The organism is Pseudomonas sp. ef1 (assembly GCF_007293365.2).
Classification (GTDB): domain Bacteria; phylum Pseudomonadota; class Gammaproteobacteria; order Pseudomonadales; family Pseudomonadaceae; genus Aquipseudomonas; species Aquipseudomonas siliginis.
The window spans coordinates 1,528,541-1,544,805 of sequence record NZ_CM129815.1 but is presented as its reverse complement, the minus strand read 5'-3'; the positions used below and the strand labels follow the sequence as shown (position 1 = coordinate 1,544,805).

General features: G+C 59.7%; 12 protein-coding genes. 2 read left to right on the top strand and 10 right to left on the bottom strand.

From position 1 onward, the window contains the following. The gene (locus FEE99_RS07090) at positions 1-207 is read left to right on the top strand and encodes a hypothetical protein (RefSeq protein WP_143497950.1); all 207 of its coding nucleotides are present in this window, start codon (positions 1-3) and stop codon (positions 205-207) included. Positions 208-224: 17 nt separating this feature from the next. Here the strand turns inward: FEE99_RS07090 and hflC are convergent, their stop codons facing one another. From hflC to FEE99_RS07045, 9 genes are all read right to left on the bottom strand, one after another. Further along, positions 225-1,094, bottom strand: coding sequence for a protease modulator HflC (gene hflC, locus FEE99_RS07085; protein ID WP_016771945.1), 870 nt, complete (start codon positions 1,092-1,094; stop codon positions 225-227). Then, complete coding sequence (hflK, locus tag FEE99_RS07080; protein WP_024011368.1) at positions 1,094-2,260, bottom strand: FtsH protease activity modulator HflK; 1,167 nt, start codon at positions 2,258-2,260, stop codon at positions 1,094-1,096. The genes hflC and hflK overlap by 1 nt, the downstream gene beginning before the upstream one ends. Positions 2,261-2,356: 96 nt before the next feature. After that, positions 2,357-3,658: a ribosome rescue GTPase HflX gene (hflX, locus tag FEE99_RS07075; RefSeq protein WP_041480728.1), complete on the bottom strand. Its 1,302-nt coding sequence runs from the start codon at positions 3,656-3,658 to the stop codon at positions 2,357-2,359. Between the two features lie 12 nt (positions 3,659-3,670). After that, positions 3,671-3,937 carry an RNA chaperone Hfq gene (gene hfq / locus FEE99_RS07070; protein ID WP_016771947.1) on the bottom strand — a complete coding sequence of 89 codons (267 nt, stop codon included), beginning with the start codon at positions 3,935-3,937 and terminating at the stop codon, positions 3,671-3,673. Positions 3,938-4,032: 95 nt separating this feature from the next. After that, entirely contained in the window at positions 4,033-5,004 is a 972-nt protein-coding gene (miaA, locus tag FEE99_RS07065) for a tRNA (adenosine(37)-N6)-dimethylallyltransferase MiaA (RefSeq protein ID WP_041480729.1), read from the bottom strand. After that, positions 5,004-6,911, bottom strand: coding sequence for a DNA mismatch repair endonuclease MutL (mutL, locus tag FEE99_RS07060; protein ID WP_041480730.1), 1,908 nt, complete (start codon positions 6,909-6,911; stop codon positions 5,004-5,006). Before mutL ends, miaA begins: the two co-directional genes overlap by 1 nt. Beyond that, positions 6,908-8,287 carry an N-acetylmuramoyl-L-alanine amidase gene (locus tag FEE99_RS07055; protein ID WP_370593506.1) on the bottom strand — a complete coding sequence of 460 codons (1,380 nt, stop codon included), beginning with the start codon at positions 8,285-8,287 and terminating at the stop codon, positions 6,908-6,910. The genes mutL and FEE99_RS07055 overlap by 4 nt, the downstream gene beginning before the upstream one ends. A 51-nt stretch (positions 8,288-8,338) precedes the next feature. Further along, positions 8,339-8,809: a tRNA (adenosine(37)-N6)-threonylcarbamoyltransferase complex ATPase subunit type 1 TsaE gene (tsaE, locus tag FEE99_RS07050; protein WP_041480731.1), complete on the bottom strand. Its 471-nt coding sequence runs from the start codon at positions 8,807-8,809 to the stop codon at positions 8,339-8,341. Beyond that, on the bottom strand, positions 8,797-10,296 hold the full coding sequence (locus FEE99_RS07045) for a bifunctional ADP-dependent NAD(P)H-hydrate dehydratase/NAD(P)H-hydrate epimerase (protein WP_041480732.1): 1,500 nt from the start codon (positions 10,294-10,296) through the stop codon (positions 8,797-8,799). Before FEE99_RS07045 ends, tsaE begins: the two co-directional genes overlap by 13 nt. A gap of 63 nt (positions 10,297-10,359) precedes the next feature. Here FEE99_RS07045 and queG point away from each other — a divergent pair, with 63 nt between their 5' ends. Further along, positions 10,360-11,460 carry a tRNA epoxyqueuosine(34) reductase QueG gene (queG, locus tag FEE99_RS07040; protein WP_041480733.1) on the top strand — a complete coding sequence of 367 codons (1,101 nt, stop codon included), beginning with the start codon at positions 10,360-10,362 and terminating at the stop codon, positions 11,458-11,460. A gap of 55 nt (positions 11,461-11,515) precedes the next feature. On the opposite strand, the gene FEE99_RS07035 is transcribed toward queG, so the two are convergent. Further along, on the bottom strand, positions 11,516-16,258 hold the full coding sequence (locus FEE99_RS07035; protein WP_081932652.1) for an RHS repeat domain-containing protein: 4,743 nt from the start codon (positions 16,256-16,258) through the stop codon (positions 11,516-11,518). Between the last annotated feature and the right edge of the window lie 7 nt (positions 16,259-16,265).

Below are 16,265 nucleotides of genomic sequence, written 5' to 3'. Positions count from 1 at the left end.
ATGAACGACGCAGCGAAAGGCCGGCTGGCGGCTTCGCCCATCACTTTCCTCGAAAAACGCTCGGGCTATTCAAACCCGATGCCTGCAACAAAAACAGCAATCAAACGTGCAGACGCAAAAAAGCCGGGAATTTCCCGGCTGCCGCATCATACACACGTTTTCCGAAAGGATCACCCCGCCCGAGGTTTTAGCCGCCGGGCGGAATGATTCAGGTCAACGTCGTATCAAGGTTTGGCTTTTTCCAGGTAACGGAAGAAGTCGCTGCTTGGGTCGAGGACCAGGACGTCGGATTTGTTCGCGAAGCTTTCACGGTAGGCACGCAGGCTACGATAGAAACCGTAGAACTCCTGATCCTGACCGTAGGCCTTGGAGTAGATCGCAGCAGCCTGGGCGTCACCGTCACCGCGAACCTCTTCGGATTCACGATAGGCTTCAGCCAGCAGCACGCGGCGTTGACGATCGGCGTCGGCACGGATGCCTTCGGCCAGCTCGTTACCCTTGGCGCGGTGCTCGCGAGCTTCACGCTCACGCTCGGTGCTCATCCGCTCGAACACACTGCGGTTCACTTCCTTCGGCAGATCAATGGCCTTGACCCGGACATCAACCACTTCGATACCCAGCTCTTTTTCCGCCATCTTGTTCAGCGATGCAGTGATGTCAGCCATCAGCGCATCACGCTCACCCGACACCACTTCGTGCAGGGTGCGCTTGCCGAACTGGTCACGCAGACCGGACTCCAGACGACGGGACAGACGTTCGTCGGCGATCTGCTTCAGACCCGAAGTCGCGGTGTAGAAGCGCTCGGCATCTTTCACCCGCCACTTGGCGTAGGCATCGACCATCACGGCTTTCTTTTCCAGGGTCAGGAAGCGCTGCGTCGGCGCATCCAGCGTCAGCAGACGCGCATCGAATTTGCGCACCTGGTTGACGTAAGGCACTTTCACATGCAGACCTGGCTGGACATCCGCCTGAACCACACGACCGAATTGCAGCAGCACCGCGCGCTCGGTCTGAGCGACGATGTAGAAGCAATTCCAGCCCACCAGTACCACAACGACGCCAACGATCAGGGCGATCAGCGATTTATTGCTCATCAGCGGGTCTCCCTTGTACGCGTCTGCGGCACGTCAGTGACATGCGGCGTGACGTCCGTGTTGTTGCTGGCGGCCGAACCGGTCACCGGTGCGTTGCCCGAGCTGTTCTGGATCATTTTGTCCAACGGCAGGTAAAGCAGATTGCTCTGGCCGTTCTTGTTGCCGGTCACGAGTACCTTGCTGGTATTGCTGAAGACTTCCTGCATGGTGTCCAGGTACAGACGCTCGCGGGTGACTTCAGGTGCCTTGCGATACTCGGCGACCAGTTTGGTGAAACGATCGGCCTCACCCTTGGCGCGCGAGATCGTCTCGTCGCGGTAACCGTTGGCATCTTCGATGATGCGCTGGGCCTGACCACGGGCTTCCGGCACAACGCCGTTGGCGTAGGTTTCAGCCTGGTTGCGCGAACGCTGCTCGTCTTCACGGGCGCGGATCACGTCATCGAAGGCTTCCTGCACTTCACGCGGTGCCGCTGCGCTCTGTACGTTGACCTGAGTGACAGTGATACCGGTGCGATAGGTATCGAGGAAACGTTGCAGACGCTCCTTGATTTCGCTGGCCATCAATTCACGACCTTCGGTCAGCACCTGGTCCATGGCGGTGGAACCGACCACGTGACGCAGTGCACTTTCGGTCGCGTGCTGCAGACTGATTTCCGGCTGATCGACGTTCAGCACGAAGTCCTGCAGGTTGCTGATCTTGTACTGCACGGTCAGCGGCACTTCGACGATGTTCTCGTCTTCAGTCAGCATCTGGCCCTGCTTGGTGTACGCACGCTCACGCGTCACGTTCTCCATGTACTTCTTGTCGATCGGCGGGAAGTAGATGTTCAGGCCCGGGCCGACAGTCTCGTAGTACTTGCCGAAGCGCAGCACCACGGCTTGCTCCTGCTCGTCCACCACGTAGACCGCGCTGTACAGCCACACAGCCGCCAGCACGACCAGGCCGATGCCGAGCAGACCGCCGAAGCCGCCACTGCTGCGCCCCGACCCGCCGCCGTCATCACCGCGTTTCTTACCACCACCGAACAACCCGTTCAGGCTTTCCTGCAGCTTTCGGAAGGCCTCGTCGAGATCCGGTGGTCCCTTGCGGTCGCCGTTATTGCGGCGCTTGCCACCCCAGGGATCCTGATTATTCGAGTTGCCACCCGGCTCATTCCAAGCCATAGCGCTCTCCATCTGATAAAGCAAAGACGCACCCACGGCGCGCCGACCAATGCTACAGAATGCCTGCCGTTGCGGCACAACCGCTTTGTCAGGCTTTTATTGCAAAGTGTGTTGCTCGATGAATTCCATCGGCTGCAATCCTTCGCGGCTTACCAATCGATTCAACTCGATCCGGGGCAAACGAACGGCCAGCAGGCTGACACCTTCATCATCGTATTCTTCTTTCTGCACCGCCCCGAGTTCGAAGAACTGCGCACGCAGCCGAGCGAATCGTTGCGGCAAGCGCAAGGTACCGACGAACAGATCACTGCCGAGCAACTCGGCGATGGCCTGTTCAAGCAATTCCAGACCGCTGCCATCACGCGCCGAGAGCCAGACCCGTTGCGGCTTGCCATCGGCATCGCGCTGGATCTGCGGCTCGACGCCTTCAAGCAAATCGAGTTTGTTATAGACCTCGAGGATCGGCAAGTCCTGGGCACCAATCTCGCCCAGCACCACCATCACCTGCTCGATCTGCAACATGCGATCCGGTTCAGCCGCATCGATCACGTGCAACAGCAGGTCGGAATTGCTCGACTCTTCGAGCGTAGACCGAAATGCCTCGACCAGCTTGTGCGGCAGGTGACGAATGAAACCCACCGTGTCGGCCAGGACAATCGGACCGAGGTCGTCAAGCTCCAGCCGGCGCAGGGTCGGGTCGAGCGTGGCGAACAACTGATCGGCCGCGTACACCTCGGATTTCGTCACGTTGTTGAAGAGTGTCGATTTGCCGGCGTTGGTGTATCCCACCAGCGAAACGGTAGGGATGTCCGCACGGGATCGGCCACGGCGCGACTGCTCGCGCTGACTGCGCACCTTCTCCAGCCGCCCCTTGATCTGGCGCAGGCGAACCCGCAGCAGACGGCGGTCGGTTTCCAGCTGGGTTTCACCCGGACCGCGCATACCGATACCGCCACCCTGACGCTCAAGGTGAGTCCAGCCGCGAACCAGCCGCGTGCTCATGTGGTCAAGCTGGGCCAGTTCGACCTGCAGCTTGCCCTCATGGGTGCGTGCGCGTTGGGCGAAAATATCGAGAATCAGCCCGGTGCGGTCGATCACGCGACACTCGAAGACACGTTCGAGGTTGCGTTCCTGACTGGGCGTGAGGATGTGATTGAAAATCACCAGATCGGCTTCTTCAGCCTTGACCAGGTCGCGCAGCTCCTCGACCTTGCCGCTGCCGATCAGATATTTGGCGGTTGGCCGATGACGCGGCACGTTAAAAAACGCGACGGTCTCGGCGCCAGCCGAATTTGCCAACTCCTGAAACTCCTGCGGATCTTCGCGCGCCTCAGGGTCCTGTCCATCCAAGTGAACGAGGATGACTCGCTCACCACCACCGTGGCGCTCAAAGAACAAAGGAGACTCCTATCAGGCGTTACCCGGCGCTGCATCGGCATCGCCCTGTTCGTTTTCGGTTGCGCTAGGCAGACGAATTGGACGAACCGGCACGACGGTCGAGATAGCGTGTTTGTAGACCATCTGGCTTACGGTGTTTTTCAGCAGGATCACGAACTGGTCGAACGACTCGATCGTCCCTTGCAGCTTGATACCGTTGACCAGATAGATGGAAACCCCGACTTTCTCTTTACGTAAAGTGTTCAGGTAAGGGTCTTGTAGCGAATGCCCTTTTGACATGTGCCGCACTCCTTTAAGGATTCAATAATAAAAACAGGTAAATTCAGATGGCTTCGGCCGTCACACCCCCAAGGATAGACGGCAATTGCAAGGACTCAGCTCAATATGGAGATGGTCCCAAGGTATTTCAAGGCGCGTGGCAGATTGTCGCAATCAAGACTGTCCAGCCAGTGCAAATCGTCCCAGCTGCGCAGCCAGGTAAACTGGCGTTTGGCCAATTGGCGCGTGGCGATGATGCCCCGCTCCTGCATCTGGGCCAATGTCAGCTTGCCGTCCAGGTAATCCCAGACTTGGCGGTAGCCTACCGCACGTATAGACGGCAACCCGGAATGCAGGTCACTTCTTTTACGCAGGGCTACGACCTCGTCGATGAATCCCTGTTCCAACATATTTGTGAATCTTTGTTCAATTCGCTGGTGCAGAACCTGACGATTCGCCGGAGCAATGGCCAGGCTCGCGACAGTATAGGGCAATTGTTGCCGTCCCGAAGCGGCTGCTTCAGTACTTTGCACAGATTGTTGCTCGCGCAGAGCGGTCATGCTCTGCCCGCTGACTCGATACACTTCCAGTGCCCGACTCAAGCGTTGCGGATCATTGGGATGGATGCGCGCCGCCGACACCGGATCGATTTGCGCCAATTGATCGTGCAGGGCTTGCCAGCCGAGGCGTGCAGCTTCTTCCTCGATCTGCGCGCGGACCTCGGGATCGGCTGCCGGCATGTCCGCCAGACCTTCGACCAGAGCCTTGTAATAGAGCATGGTGCCGCCGACCAGCAGCGGGATCTTTCCTCGCCCAGTGATTTCGGCCATGGCCTGCAACGCGTCGCGACGAAAATCGGCAGCGGAATACGCTTCAGCGGGGTCGAGAATGTCGATCAGCCGGTGCGGATATTCGGCGAGCAGTTCTTTCGAAGGTTTGGCCGTGCCGATGTCCATGCCGCGGTAGACCAGCGCCGAATCGACACTGATCAACTCGCACGGCAGCACCTTGGTCAGCTCGATGGCCAGATCGGTCTTGCCCGCAGCGGTCGGGCCCATCAGGAAAATCGCTGGAGGCAGCTGGCTCATCAGCGACCGCGCAGGAACAGTTTGTCCAGATCGTCCAGGCCCAATTGGGTCCAGGTCGGTCGGCCATGGTTGCATTGACCACTGCGCTCGGTGTTTTCCATATCGCGCAGCAGACCGTTCATTTCCGGCAGGGCCAGACGCCGGTTGGCGCGGATCGCGCCGTGGCAGGCCATGGTGCCGAGCAGTTCGTTGAGGTGCGCCTGGATACGGTCACTGGTGCCGTATTCCATCAGGTCAGAGAGCACGTCGCCGACCAGTCGATTGGCTTCGGCCTGCTTGAGCAAAGCGGGAATCTGCCGGATCGCCAGGGTTTCCGGCCCCAGCCGCTGCAATTCAAAACCAAGACGCTGAAACCAAGCGGCGTGTTCTTCAGCACAATCGGCCTCGCGCTGACTGACCGCCAGCGACTCCGGCACCAGCAACGGCTGGCCACTGAGACCTTCGCTGGCCATGGCGATTTTCAGGCGCTCGTACATGATCCGCTCGTGGGCGGCATGCATGTCGACCAGCACCAGGCCATGGGCGTTTTCGGACAAGATATAGATGCCTTTTAGCTGCGCCAGCGCATAGCCGAGCGGCGGAATATCTTCCTGACCGGTCGGCAGTGCGCTGGCATTGGCTTCAGGCAGCGGCGCGAAAAATTCCTTGTATGCGGCTTGCGCCTCGGCAGCAGGCACCGCCGATTGCGGACGCGGCGTGTATTGATACTGATAAGCGCCGCCAGCGCTGGCGCCGGATGACGTGTTGAACGCCGGTTGCGCCTGCGGCTGCTCCAGCAGCGCATTGGCGGCCAGACGCATCTCGCCCTGTGGGCCAAACTCGCCAGCCTCGATCCCGCTCGGCCGAACGATCGCCGTGGTGACCGAGCCGGCCAATTGATCTTCCGGACGCACATCGCCCAGCGCACGGTGCAGCGTGCCGTACAGGAAATCGTGGACCATGCGCCCGTCACGGAAACGCACTTCGTGTTTGGTCGGGTGCACGTTGACGTCTACCGCTGCGGGATCGACCTCGAAAAACAGCGCGAAGGTCGGGTGCCGACCATTGAACAGCACGTCGCGATAAGCCTGGCGTACCGCGTGGGCCACCAGTTTGTCGCGCACCGCCCGCCCGTTCACAAAGAAATACTGCAAGTCAGCCTGGCTACGGTTGAAGGTTGGCAAACCGACCCAGCCCCACAGGTGCAAGCCATTGCGTTCGATCTCGATCGGCAGCGCCTGCTCAAGAAAACCCGAACCGCAGATCGCCGCCACACGCCGTGCGCGGGCCGCATCATCGTGGGCCTCGTGCAGGCTGAGGATGGTCTTGCCGTTGTGGCGCAGATGAAAAGCCACGTCGAAGCGCGCCAGCGCCAGACGCTTGATCACTTCTTGCAGGTGATCGAATTCGGTTTTTTCGGTCTTGAGAAATTTGCGCCGGGCCGGGGTGTTGAAGAACAGGTCGCGGACTTCCACCGAAGTGCCGACCGGATGCGCCGCCGGCTGCACGCGCGGCGCCATATCCCGGCCTTCGGTCTCGACCTGCCAGGCCTGATCGGCATCGCGGGTGCGCGAGGTGAGGGTCAGACGCGCCACGGAGCTGATCGACGCCAGCGCCTCGCCACGGAAACCCAGGCTCATCACTTGTTCGAGGTCTTCGAGGTTGCGAATCTTGCTGGTGGCATGACGGGCCAAGGCCAGCGGTAGGTCATCGGCGGAAATACCGCTGCCGTCATCGCGCACGCGCAGCAACTTGACGCCGCCCTGCTCGACATCGACGTCAATACGCTTGGCGCCAGAGTCGAGGCTGTTTTCCAGCAACTCCTTGATCACCGAAGCCGGCCGCTCAACCACCTCACCAGCGGCGATCTGGTTCGCCAGCCGTGGGCTGAGCAGCTCGATGCGCGCCGTGTTCATTACCTGGTTCATTCTTTGGACGCCAGTTCGGTGCCTGGAATGGTCAGGTGCTGACCGACTTTCAGCTCATCGCTTTTCAGATTGTTGGCGGCGCGCAAGGTGGCCGGCGAAACCTGATAGCGCACGCCGATCATCGCCAGGGTTTCCCCCGGGCCGACACGGTGGTCGCGCGGGCCTTGGGCAATCTTGCCGGAATCACGCAGCCAGGCGATGTAGGTGCCCGGCGGCGGATTCTGCTGGAAGAACTGGCGCACGCCGCTGCTGATCGAACGGGCCAGCGCTTGCTGATGGCTCGACGCGGACAGCTTGTTCGCTTCGTTGGCGTTGGAAATGAAGCCGGTTTCGACCAGGATCGACGGGATGTCCGGCGACTTCAGCACCATGAACCCGGCTTGTTCCACACGCTGTTTGTGCAGCGGCGTAACGCGACCGATATTGGTCAGCACCTTCTGGCCGACGTTGAGGCTGGAGGTCAGCGACGCAGTCATCGACAGGTCGAGCAACACGCCGGCGAGCATGCGGTCCTTGTCGTCGAGGCTGACGTTGCCGGCACCACCGATCAGGTCGGATCGGTTTTCACTGTCGGCCAGCCAGCGGGCGGTCTCGGAGGTAGCGCCACGATCGGACAGGGCGAACACCGAAGCACCGAAAGCGGCCGCGGACGGCGCAGCGTCGGCGTGGATCGAGACGAACAGGTCGGCGCCCTTCTTGCGGGCGATTTCGGTACGCCCGCGCAATGGAATGAAGTAGTCGCCGGTACGGGTCAGCTCGGCGCGGAAGCCTTTCATGCCGTTGACCTGACGCTGCAATTCGCGGGCGATCTGCAGCACCACGTCTTTCTCACGCTGGCCGCGCGAGCCGGACGCGCCCGGGTCTTCCCCTCCGTGGCCGGCATCGATCACGACGATAATGTCGCGCTTGCCAGCCGGGGCTGGCGGCAGCTTGATCGCCGGTTCGGTCGGAGTCACCGGCACCGCCGGCACGGTCGCCACCGATGGCGTCGGGGCTGGCGGCGGCGCGGCATCGGCCGGGTTGTCGAACAGATCGACCACCAGACGGTTGCCGTACTGCGCGTTCGGCGCCAGCGAGAAGCTTTTCGGGGTGACGGCTTTTTTCAGGTCGATGACCACCCGCAGGTCGGTCGGCGTGCGCTGGGCTGAGCGCATCGCGGTGATAGGCGTGTTCGCGGTCTGCACGTTCAACGGCGCGCCGAGGGTGGCGCCGTTGATGTCGATCACCAGCCGATCAGGGGCTGTCAGGGTGAAAACGCTGTGCTGCACCGGCCCGCTGAGGTCGAAGACCAGTCGCGTGTTGTCCGGCGCCCGCCACAGGCGCACGCTGTTGACCTTTGAATCGGCCACAGCGTTGACGGTTACTGCCATCAACATCAGTCCAGCGGCAGCCACCAACGCGCGAAAGCGCATACCAAACCCCATCATTTAATTGGATTCCAATGCCAAAGCGGCACACCAGGCCTCGCCACGCGAGCCCTGGGCTAAAATTTTCAGCGAACGCCCGCTGTCTTGCGGGCTAATGGTAATGGTCAGGTCAGGCTTTGGCAAAAAGCCTGCACCTTTATCGGGCCATTCGATCAGGCACAGGGCATCGTCTTCGAAGTAGTCGCGGATGCCGAGAAACTCCAGCTCCTCGGGATCGACCAGGCGATAGAGATCGAAGTGGAAGGCACGAACGTCACCGATCTCGTAGGGCTCGACCAATGTGAAGGTCGGACTTTTTACCGCGCCGACATGCCCCAGCCCACGAATGATGCCCCGTGACAGGGTGGTTTTGCCCATACCCAGATTGCCTTCAAGAAAAATCAGGCCATGGCCCTGGGTGACGCGGGCGATTCGTGCGCCAAAGTCGCTCATCGCCTGTTCATCGGCCAGGTACAGGGTTACTTCAGACACGGTGTTTGCTCCTCCAACAACTGACGAATGGCTGGAATCAGATCACTGGCCGCCAGCCCACGGCCGAATTTGCCTTGTTGCATGCCGGCGTTGGCGTGCAGCCAGACGGCCAGGCATGCCGCATCGAACGCGTCCATGTCCTGGGCCAGCAATGCGCCGGTCAGACCGGCCAGCACATCCCCCAACCCGCCCGTGGCCATCGCCGGATGGCCCTGATGACATAGGGCCAGACGCCCATCGGGATGGGCGATCAGACTGCCGGCCCCTTTCAGAACCACTACCGCTGAATGCTTTTTGCTCAACGCCAGAGCAGCGGCCGGGCGATCGGCCTGCACTTCGGCGGTACTGATGCCAAGCAAGCGCGCCGCTTCACCCGGATGCGGGGTGATCACGCAATCCTTGGGCAACTGGACAAAATCGCTGGCCAGCAGGTTCAACGCGTCGGCGTCCCACACTTGCGGCAACGCAGCATTGGCGGCCGCCGACAACAGGGCACGGCCCCAACTGGCCTGACCGAGACCCGGTCCGACCACCAGCACCGAAACCTTTTCCAGCAGCCCCATCAGTTGATTGGCTGACGAAGTGCCGAGCGCCATCGCCTCCGGGACCCGGGTCAGCGCCGCCGGCACATGCTCTGGGCGAGTCGCCAGCGAAACCATGCCCGCGCCGCCGCGCAAGGCCATTTCCGTGCTGAGCAGAATCGCTCCGCCGAACCCGTGATCGCCGCCGATCAGCAACACGTGGCCAAAGCGGCCCTTGTGCGAGGTCGGCGCGCGCGGCGCAAGTGCTGGAAGATTAGCGGCGCTCAGGCGCTGAGCGCAGACAGGAATGTCACTGAAAATTTCGTCGGGGGCTTGCAGGTCGCTGAAGACCAGCTCACCGATATGATCCGCAGCATCACCGGTCAACAGTCCGACCTTCATACCAATGAAAGTCACCGTTAGATCGGCGCATACCGAGACACCCAGTTCACACCCGGTATCGGCACACAGCCCGGAAGGAATATCGACCGCCGCTACCGGCAAGCCGCAGGCGTTGATCGCCTTGATCGCCGAGGCATAGGGCTCACGCACTTCGCCGCTCAGGCCAGTGCCGAGCAAGGCATCGAGGACGACACCGCGCAGCTCGCTTTGCCCCTGCCAGCCTTGCACCACAACACCTGCGGCCACGGATTCGGCATGGGCCAGTGCGGCATCGCCCTGCAAACGTTGCGGATCGCCGACGGCGAGAACGCGCACGGTCCAGCCGGCCCGCAGCGCCAACCCGGCCACCAGATAACCGTCACCGGCATTGTTGCCATGGCCGGCGAGCACGGTCAGCTCGTTCGCGCCCGGCCATTTGCGCACCAGTGCGCGCCACGTCGCGCGGGCGGCGCGTTGCATCAATTCGAAGCCCGGCGTGCCGGCGGCGATCAGCCGCGCGTCGAGTTCGCGCACCTGCGCGGCGCGGTACAGCGCGTCGGGTAATTCATCTTTCGTCTGCGGCATGCGTCTTCGGGCTCCGATGTCTGGCAGAATTATACGCACCTCAGCTCCGGTTTCTCTCGCCTCATGTCCGCCATCACCACAGACCTGCCCGCCCTCGCCCAATCGATCAAGGATTGGGGCCGCGAGCTGGGCTTCCAGCAAGTCGGCATCAGCGGTCTGGACCTGGCCGAACACGAGCAGCATCTGCAGCGCTGGCTCGAGGCCGGCTACCACGGCGACATGGACTACATGGGCGCCCATGGCAGCAAACGCTCGCATCCCGAAGAGCTGGTGCCGGGCACGTTGCGCGTGGTTTCCCTGCGCATGGACTACTTGCCAGGCGATACGGAAATGGCCAAACGCCTGGCTGAGCCGGAAAAGGCTTACGTGTCGCGTTATGCCTTGGGCCGCGATTACCACAAATTGATCCGTAAACGTGTTCAACAATTGGCCGACAAGATCCAGGCGGAGATCGGCCCGTTCGGCTTTCGTGCGTTTGTCGACAGCGCACCGGTGCTGGAAAAAGCCATCGCCGAACAGGCTGGACTGGGCTGGATCGGTAAAAATACCTTGGTGTTGAACCGCAAGGCCGGCAGTTATTTTTTCTTGAGCGAACTGTTCGTCGACCTGCCGCTACCGGTGGACGAACCGCACAGCACTGAACATTGCGGGCGTTGCACCGCATGCCTGGATATCTGCCCGACCAACGCCTTTGTCGGCCCGTACGTGCTGGACGCCCGGCGCTGCATTTCCTATTTGACCATTGAGCTGAAAACCGCGATTCCCGAAGAATTGCGGCCATTGATAGGCAATCGGGTATTTGGCTGCGATGACTGCCAGATCGTCTGCCCATGGAACCGCTTCGCCCGGCCGACTGGAGAAAGCGATTTCAAACCACGGCACAATCTCGATAATGCCGAGCTGGCTGAACTGTTCATGTGGGATGAAGAAAAGTTCTTGAGCAGCACCGAAGGTTCACCGTTGCGGCGTGCCGGGTACGAGCGCTGGTTACGCAATCTGGCGGTGGGGCTGGGGAATGCGCCTTCAACGATTCCTGTGCTGGAAGCGTTGAAGGCGCGACGTGATTATCCGTCAGAGTTGGTCAGGGAACATGTCGAGTGGGCACTGGAACAGCACGCCCACCGCGCGCTCGCAAAACCGGCAAGCGCACTGTTCAAATCGTAGCCGGACCTTGAGTGCTCCTGCTTTCGCCTTGTATCGTTTCGTTGCGTGCTCCGACTTACTTTTTTTCCTTTAAATGACCACCCAGCTGGTTGATGACCGCGATCCGCTCCTTGGCGTTTTCGGTCATATATATTCGGTCTCCTTGCGACAGATAGAGATGCATCGGCTTTGATGCTGAGCCGGATGGACCATGCATGGGCGTGTATTTGGCATGAATCAGCGCTGCAGAAGACGTCGGAGAGTTACCCGCCTCTATGTGCTGCATGAAAGTTTCGGCCTTTTCAAGCAAGCCGGTAAGGCCCTCTTTCTCAAGGATGTTCTTTTTGGGGTCGACCCTGACGAGTGACCATGGTTTCTCGGCCTCCTCCTGAACGGCCGCGCTGGCCTTCGCCTTCGCCTTGGCCGCCGCCTTGTTTCCCTTACCCTTGATCATGCCTCGGGCCATCTCTTGACCCGCTGCTTTGGAGCCTTTACTACTCAGGCCCTGCTTGAAGGCGCCAGCCAGTTTCCTGCCAGCATTGATGCCCGCTTTGGCACCAGCTGCCAGCCCTGCCCCCACCGAAGCCAGCCCAAGACCAAAACTGATCCAGCCCAATATCTCGCCCGCTTGAGAACCCGGTGCGAGGTCATTGACCACCTCGCTGGCAATACCCGCCAGGCCTGAAGCAACCGCCAGCCCCAATGCCGCCACTGCCCATGGCGTCGCCGCGCCCATCGTCACCACGCTGGCAACAATTCCGAGAACACTGAGGCCGATGCCCAGGATCGATTGCCAGGAGATATGCCCGGTAGGGTCGACACGATTGACTGGGTCGCCCAGGCAGTAGCTGTACGCATTCAATCCGCCCGCGCCGAACGGACTCATGCTGTCGGGGGCGAGAAAGCGCATCAGTGTCGGACTATAAGCCCTGTAACCGTTGCCCAGCAGATACAGCCCGGTAACCGGATCCAGCTGTTCGCCGTTGAACCCTGCCACGCTGAACAATCCACCTTCGGCGGGACGATGCCCAAATGGGCTGTAGGCGCAATCGGTGAGCTGCTCCTTGCCCAGCGCTGCCAGCACACTTTGCTGCTGATCGGTGGCGTATAGCTGCGCGTCGGGGTTCAACCCCGATTGCTGTTGCCCCACGAGCGCTCCACCGTGACGCACAACACTGGTTGAACTTTCACCACTCACCTCGTTGGCAACCCGGCCTGCGTAGTAGTAACGCTGCACAATTGCTTTTTCGGGTTGCGACAGCTCCACCAGATCGTCGAAACCGTCGTAATGGTAGCCACGAATCACTGATCCCCCTGCGCTGGACAACTGCTCGAGACGTCCGAACGCGTCATAGGCCAGCGTTCGCGCCTGGTCGTCCTTGATCATCCTGCCGTTGGCGTCGTATTCCAGCGTCACTGCCGAGGGATAGTCGACGTGGGAATGTTTGACGGCGCTGAGCTGTGCAGGATCAGGATTGTCGTAACTGAAGGTGGTCAGATTCACCCCCAGCGGGAACTTCGTCTGCACGGTGAGGATGTTATCCAATGCATCGAAGGTGAATGTCTGGCGGACAATTTCCTTGCCATACGGATCGCGCGGCTTTTGCGTGCCGGCACAGTCGTACTGGATCAAGCGCCCGCGCACATCGTAGGTGAACTGTTCATCACGTAACAGTTGAGTGCCACGTCTGGACACTTTCTGCGCCAGTTTGCCAGCCAGCGTGTAAGTCGATTCCAGGGTCTGGTCTGGCTGACCCTGAATCTCGAAAGTACGGCGGGTTTCACGCCCGATATCGTCATAGGCAAACCGGGTGATCATTTGACGCTTGATTGACGTTTCTTCGGTTTTCGTCCAGTCCAGCATCCCCGTCTGCGCGTTGTAGTGGAATTCGGTTTTAAGCGAGCCTTGAGAGGTGGATAGCAGGCGGCCGTGCTTATCGTATTCGGATGTGCTTTCGACTCCGAGCACATCGACATGGGCGATCGGTCGCCCCTGCAGGGACCAGGTACTGGAGGTTGCTTTGGTGATAGCGCCGAGGGTCGTCGTTTCGGTTTTCACACGCCCGGAGGGGTGATAGGTAAAGCTGCGCTGTCTGCCGTTTTCGGTACAGGTCAAGGGATTGCCACTGAGGGGATCATACGTCATGGTCGTGACCAGATCCCCTGCCTTGCGCTCAGTCAGCAGGCCGCCCAGTTCCCGCAAATAAGTGAATTCGGTTTTTTTGCCATCAGCACTCCTGTACCACTGCGGCTGGGTGAAGCCCGCTTCATAACCTGCCTCGGACTTACGTCTGCCAACGGTACTTCGGATCAAGCGACCCAGACCGTCATAAGTTTGCTGCCCCAACACTTTGTCAGCGACCTTGATGTTGATCGGCAGACCTTCATCACTATGCCCGGCGTAGTCGGTCACGACCGCAGTGGCGTCGGGCAGGACACTGCGGGTTATCCGGTCAAAAACGTCGTACTCATATCGGCTGGTATTGCCGACAGGGTCTGTCTGACTGGTTGTGCGCCCGTAGCCGTCATAGGTGTACACAGTTTTGCCGAGACTTTTGTTCTTCAGATTGAAGCTCTCGACACTCAGCGGTTTACCGAAATCATTGACGAGGGTGATCGTCTTGCCCATCCCCTGGAGCCAATGGGTCTGCCGGCGAAGAACCGGGTCCGCCTCGCTGTGTTCGATACGTCCATCATCGTGCAGCGTCTTGCTGACCTGGCCCCAGGAATCGAATTCGTAGCCGGTGCTGACCGGATAAGGCTTGCCATCACGCCAATCAGTCAGCGTCACTTTGACCTTGTGGCCGACCGAATCATGCAGCGCAGAATAAAGCGTGCGTGTCTGAATCAGACCGTCCTTGTCGGGATGGTCGCAGTCCTTTTCCTGAACAGTGATCACCCGTTCCATCCCGTCATAAGTCACTTTTTGCTCGCCGCCAGCAGGATCCGTGGTCACCATTGTCGCCGGATGCTGTTTGCTGGCAGCCAGATAGGTCCACCGGGTAACGGCCGCATATGGGGTGCCGCCAGCAACCGTTTTGCCCACTGCCCGACCGATTGCGTCGTACTCATGCTCGATGTGCTCGCCATCTACACCGACTTCAGAGACCTGTAATCCGGTCAGCGTCGACAGCACTTTCTCACTGGTCTGCAGCGTGCCGTCAAATCCGCGCGTGCTGGACCTGACTCGCAAACAGTCACCCTCAAGCTCATAGGAAAATTCGATAGCGGTTTTTTTATCATTCAGAACGACACTTTGCTCTTTCGTGGCTCCATGCTTGAGTGGATCCCCGGGCGTATTCAAATAACTGCGTGCGGTTTTCGAACGCAATACCTCAACGCCTTCCAACACTTCACAAAAACGCTCCTCGACCGGTAACACGGATGCCAGTTCCGCACCGTCCAGCGCCGGATGCAGCGCGTAGTCGTAGTAGGTGACTGTCGAAGCACCATCGGATGCGGCAGCAGTCACCGTCCTTTTTTTCGGGAATCTGGAAAAGCCCAGCGGATCCTCTGGGCAGTTATCTCCACCACTGGCCGGATAAAATTCCGTGGTCGTCGTCACCCCTGTGGGCTCGACCTGCTTGAGCAAGTTACCTTCGTCATCGAACTCGGTGACGGTGGTTTCCACACGCTGCTGTTGAGTACGCCGATCGAGGTACGTCACCGTGTGGACTTTAGGCATGCGGAACTGAGCCACCTGCTCACTGAATGGCTTGGTAACGGAACAGTGATATTCCGTGGTGGTGGCGATCTGGGCGTCACCACAGGTTGTAACCTCAGCCACCAACAGATGGAATTTGTTGTAGGTGCGTTTGATGCGGGTATGTACTTTGCCGCTGACCAGCAAGTGCTCGTCCGAGGTGTAGACGTAGTGGCCGGGCGCCAGATAGAGAGGATCCAGGTCACTATCCTTGGCAGGAAGGAGGCCCTGCCCAAGGAAGTTATGGTCGGAGTACGTGTAGGTCTTGCACAGTCGGGGCTGACCGCGCCCAGGGTAGACATCGTGAGCGATAACAAACGGCAGTGTCTGTTCCACACCGCTGATGAAGCGGTGGCCGTGCCGCTTGTAGCGAATGATTTCGACCCCGCGCAGCGGATTGACGATGCGATGAACATAGCTGGCTCCAGCGATGACTTCATACTCAAGGTCCCAACCCTTACCAACCGGCAGCTCGATGGCCGTCACTCGAGAGTTCTTCAAGATCAGCTTGTAGTTGGAACTGGAAGTAGTGTCGGGATGCCGGGACAGCGTCACCTGACCTGCCGCGCGGGTGATTTTCAACAGGCAGCGCTTGCCATCACGGACTTCGGCCAATCGGGGAAACTGGTTGAACAACTCATGCTTCAGCGTAATGCTCACACCGTTCGCCGCTATTATTTTTTCCGCGACGGCGACCTGAGTGCCGGCCAGGACTTTGAGCAGTTCACGCCGCCCATCCTTGTATCGAACTTCATAGCGCCCTGCTCCAGCGACTGACACTTTCGCCGTTTGCAGTTTCATTTCCTTGAACTTAAGGCCGGTAGACGTCTCGACAGCCTTGTAGCGCTCACCGTTGGACAAGGTCATCACTTTGCTGCGCAAGTCATAATTGGTCAGTGTCAAAGACCAGCCAACGCCGAAACCACTATCCGCCTGATTGAGCGGATTAAAGCCCACTGAAAGTGCAAGCTCCGGACCATTGAGATCCGCCGAGTGCAACTTGCCAAGCGAAAATGCGCAGGTGTACATGCCCGTGCGGGGATCAACGCCTCCTGAAACAAATTCACCAAAGTTGAAAGCGTTTGAATGAACAGAGGGAGAGAAATTACTTTCCATTGGTAAA